We start from the raw sequence: 4253 nt of genomic DNA on the forward strand, positions 1-4253 counted from the left end.
GCGCAGGCCGCGCGCTCGGGCGGCGTCGGCGTCAAGGGGGAGCGCGGCTACGACCCGGCCCGGCGCGTGGTCGGCCGCAAGCGCCATGCGCTCACCGATATGGATGGCCGTCTGCTCCTGGCCACCGTCTCGACGGCCGACCGGCACGACAGCCACGGCGGGGTCGCTCTGCTGCAGGCCTCGCGCCGCCTGTGGCCATTCCTGGCTCACTGCTTTGCCGATCAAGCCTATCAGGGCGAGCGCGTCGGCGACGCCACCGCCATCACCGTCGAGATCGTCCGACCGGACAAGGGACAGAAGGGCTTTGCCGTCCAGCCCCGCCGCTGGGTCATTGAGCGGACGCTCAGTTGGATCGCCCGATGCCGCAGGCTTGCCCGCGACTACGAGGCGACCCCGTCCTCGGCGCTCGCCTTCTTTGTCTTGGCGGCCGCTATGATCCTCGTCAGACGGCTCGCGCACCCCTTATGAAACGGGGTCTTAGAAGTTCTCTACAGAAGCGTCCGACGCTTGCGAGGATCGCATCAGCGGGTTTGGTCCAGACGAAGGGCTTTGGATCGGCGTTGGTTTGGTCGATGTAGGCGTGGATCGCCGCTTCGAGATCGCTGGTCTGTTGGAAGGCACCACGCTGCAGACGTCGACGGGCGAGAAGGGCAAACCAGCCCTCGACGAGATTGAGCCATGATGCGGACGTCGGCGTGAAATGAAGGTGCCAACGCGGACGCTTCACCAGCCAGTCGTGGATCAGCTTGGTTTTGTGGGTGGCCGCGTTGTCGAGCACGAGGTGCACATCGAGATCGCTGGGTACGACCGCCTCGATCTGATCGAGGAAGTCGCGGAATTCGATCGAACGATGCCGGCCCGTGCAGTGGCGGATCACCGTCCCGGCCTGGACGTCGAGGGCGGCGAACAGGTCGGTCGTACCCTGGCGACGATAATCGTGAGTTCGGCGCTCTGGCTGGCCGGGCCGCATCGGCAGCACGGGGGCCGTGCCCGTTAGCGCTTGGATCTGCGGCTTGTCGTCGACTCACAGCACAACGGCACGATGCGGCGGAGCCATGTAGAGGCCGACCACGTCCCGGACCTTGTCGACGAAGGCTGGTTCGGTCGAAAGCTTGAAGGTGTTGGTCTTGTGCGGCTGCAGCCCGAAGGCACGCCAGACCCGCGAGACCATGCTCTGGCTCATGCCGACCCGCTGGGCCATGGCGCGGGTCGACCAGTGGGTGGCGTTCTCTGGCTGGCTCTCCAGCGTGAGGGTGACCATCCCTTCGATGGCCGTGTCCGTGACGGCACGTAGCGCACCGGAGCGGGGCAGGTCGACGAGGCCGTCGAGGCGATGGGCGAGGAAACGGGCGCGCCACGTCGTGACGCTCATTTGGCTGACGCCGAGATCACGGGCAACGCTACTCTTGGTCGATCCCGGCTCAGCGCAGGCCAGCACGATCCGCGCGCGCTGAGCCAAGGCTTGGCCGACATTGCGACGGCGGACGAGCCCCGCCAGGCGCGTGCGCTCGTCCTCAGTCAGATGGAGTGGAGCAGGTTTTGGACCACGGGCCATCAGTCACCTCCGTGCGGACATCCCCACACGTAGGTGCAAGCTCACAATCTGAAACTGTTTGATCCCGGGGTTTGATGGTGCAATCTTCACGTCTGAGTGGAGGGACGCGCTATGGGCCAGATTCTTCACGGCAGCGCCACGACGACTGAGGCGATCCGTCGAGCGATCCAACATAGTCAAGCGAGCCTGAGGGCGCTCTCGAAGCGCTACGAGATCAACCAGAAGACGGTCGCCAAGTGGAGGCAGCGGACCTCGGTCGCCGACCAGCGTACGGGTCCGAAGGATCCGCGTTCGACGGTGCTGTCACCCGAGGAGGAGGCGGTCGTGGTCGCCTTTCGCCGTCACACGCTCCTACCGCTCGACGACTGCCTTTACGCGCTGCAGGCTACCATTCCGAACCTGACCCGCTCGTCGCTGCACCGCTGCCTGCAACGCCACGGCATCAGCCGACTGCCGGATGTCGACGGCGACAAGCCCAAGCGGTCGCGCTTCAAGGCCTACCCGCTGGGCTACTTCCACATCGATCTGGCCGAGGTGCATACGGCCGAAGGGCGGCTCTACCTGCTCGTCGCCATCGACCGCACGACCAAGTTCGCCTTCGTCGAGCTGCATGAGAAGGCAACGCGAAGGGTTGCGGGTGACTTCCTCCGGCATCTCATCGAGGCCGTGCCCTACAAGGTGCACACGGTGCTCACCGACAACGGCACCCACTTCACCACGCCTGGTAACGTCGCCTCGGCCGCTTCCATCATCAGGGAGGCAATCGCAGCCGGCGAGACATTCCGAGCCCACAGCTTTGAGTCCGCCTGCGCCCGAAACGATATCGACCATCGCCTGACCAAGCCGCGGCACCCCTGGACCAACGGTCAGGTCGAGCGAATGAACCGCATGATCAAGGACGCGACGGTCAAGCGCTACCACTACGACAGCCACGAGCAGCTCGGCGCTCACCTCGCTGATTTCGTCAGCGCCTACAACTTTGGCCGACGCCTGAAGACCCTGCGTGGCCTCACGCCCTATGAAGCCATCTGCAAAGCATGGTCCGCCGAGCCCGGCAAATTCACTGCAAATCCGCACCACCAAATGCCGGGACCAAACATCTAGGAGCCCGTCTGAGTAATGATTTTACAAGGCGGGATCCGCGTCGAAGTATGGGCAGACGTGTGCGTCGGCTTTGGGCTCATTGCCGGGCCTTCGCCAGCTTGAGGAGGTTGTGGGCGGTGCAGATCAGCGCCCATTCGCCGCGGACCTGATCGAGGCCGCGGAGCAGGAACTGGCGGAAGCCCCGGGCCTGCTTGATCTGCCCGAACACCGGCTCGACGACCTGCTTCCTGAGGCGGTAGCGGCTTCGGCGGCCAGCTCGCTTCAGCCGCGCAGCCATCGCACGCATCAGGGGCGTCTTCGTCAGCTTACGACGACCGGCCGCATCCGCCTCGCCGTGACGCGCCCGACCTGGAGCGAGATAGGGGGTGATCCGCCGCTCCTTCAGCGCTGCCAGGTTCGCCTCGTTGGCAAAGCCGGAATCCCCCGAGACCTCTCGCGGCTTACGCCCGAGATGAGCGCGGACGTCGTCGATGAGTGGCACGAGGGCGCGGGAGTCGGCCGAATTGGTTACGAGACGGTGCGCGACGATCACCTGATGCGTGGCGTCGACCGCGATCTGGCCGTTGTAGCCCTGCACGAAGCCGTCGCGGGTGGGCAGGATGCGGCTGTCCGGGTCGGTGAAGTTGCGCTGCGCTTGGTCGGGCGGACCGCCGTCCTCACCCCGCAGGGGCCGCCCCTGCCAGCGCATGCCCGAGGATGCACCCGGACCGCTCTCGTCTTCGGGGTTGGGCGGATCGACCGCTTCCGCCTCCAGCGCAGCCTTGGCGGCGCGGATCGTCTCCAGGCGTCGCTGCTTGTCGGCCATCCAGTCCGGCGTCTCGTCCCCACGCCGGGTCTTGCCTTGCGCCTCATCCTCGGCCGCGTCGGCCTTGCGCGCCTGCTCCAGCCAGGCATCGACCTCGGCGGCCAGCGCCGGCTCGGCTGTCTTCATCCGCCCGTAGCTCATTGCCTTGTGGCGAGAGGCGTTGGCCTTCACCTTGGTCCCGTCCATCGCCACGTGGGCGAACTGGACCAGACCAGCCGCCCGGCACAGGCGCAGCACCTGCACGAACAGGTCGGACAAGGCCACGAGGTGGCGCTTGCGGAAGTCGGCGATGGTTCGGAAGTCCGGGCGGTTCAGGCCGGTCACCGCCATGACGTCGACCCGCTCCTCGCAGGCTCGGGCGAGCTGACGCGACGAGTACAGGCCGCGGCTGTAGCCGTAGAGCAGGAGCGCCACCATCATGCCCGGATGATAGGGCGGGTAGCCGCGCTCTTCGCTGTAGGTGTCGAGGATGGCCGAGAGGTCGAGCGCTTCCCGCACCGTGTCGCGAACGAAGTGCGCCATGTGCCCGGGCGGCACGAACTCGTGCAACGAGGGCGGCAGCAACCAGCCCTGATCGACATCCCAGGAGCGAAACACCTTGGCCATAAGCCGAGTGAATCACCCTCCAGCCCCGCCGTCGAGAGGATTACTCGGACGGGCTCCTAGGGCGTGTCATCGCTTGAGCCAATCGAGGGCGGCTGCGAGGGAGAGGACGCCCATGAAGCTGACGGCAGTCTTCTCGTAGCGGGTGGCGATGGCGCGCCACTCTTTGAGCCTGGCCCAGAGGCG

At 66.1% G+C, this 4253-nt stretch carries 3 protein-coding genes and 2 pseudogenes; 2 read left to right on the forward strand and 3 right to left on the reverse strand.

Annotation, left to right across the window (positions count from 1 at the left end):
• Positions 1-468, forward strand: a 468-nt coding sequence (locus FV222_RS18535; protein ID WP_147815354.1) for a transposase, incomplete at its 5' end; no start/stop codon positions are given.
• On the opposite strand, the pseudogene FV222_RS18540 reads toward FV222_RS18535, so the two are convergent.
• Positions 443-1555 (reverse strand): annotated as a pseudogene (locus tag FV222_RS18540) (IS630 family transposase). The gene FV222_RS18535 and the pseudogene FV222_RS18540 overlap by 26 nt on opposite strands.
• Positions 1556-1666: 111 nt before the next feature.
• Here FV222_RS18540 and FV222_RS18545 point away from each other — a divergent pair.
• Positions 1667-2659: an IS481 family transposase gene (locus FV222_RS18545; protein WP_147815355.1), complete on the forward strand. Its 993-nt coding sequence runs from the start codon at positions 1667-1669 to the stop codon at positions 2657-2659.
• A gap of 76 nt (positions 2660-2735) precedes the next feature.
• On the opposite strand, the gene FV222_RS18550 is transcribed toward FV222_RS18545, so the two are convergent.
• Both FV222_RS18550 and FV222_RS18555 read right to left on the reverse strand, forming a co-directional pair.
• The gene (locus tag FV222_RS18550; RefSeq protein ID WP_147815356.1) at positions 2736-4070 is read right to left on the reverse strand and encodes an IS1182 family transposase; all 1335 of its coding nucleotides are present in this window, start codon (positions 4068-4070) and stop codon (positions 2736-2738) included.
• Positions 4071-4136: 66 nt separating this feature from the next.
• Positions 4137-4253: pseudogene (locus FV222_RS18555) on the reverse strand (IS5/IS1182 family transposase); the annotation flags it as partial.

It is taken from the genome of Methylobacterium sp. WL103, assembly GCF_008039885.1.
Taxonomy (GTDB): Bacteria; Pseudomonadota; Alphaproteobacteria; order Rhizobiales; family Beijerinckiaceae; genus Methylobacterium; species Methylobacterium cerastii.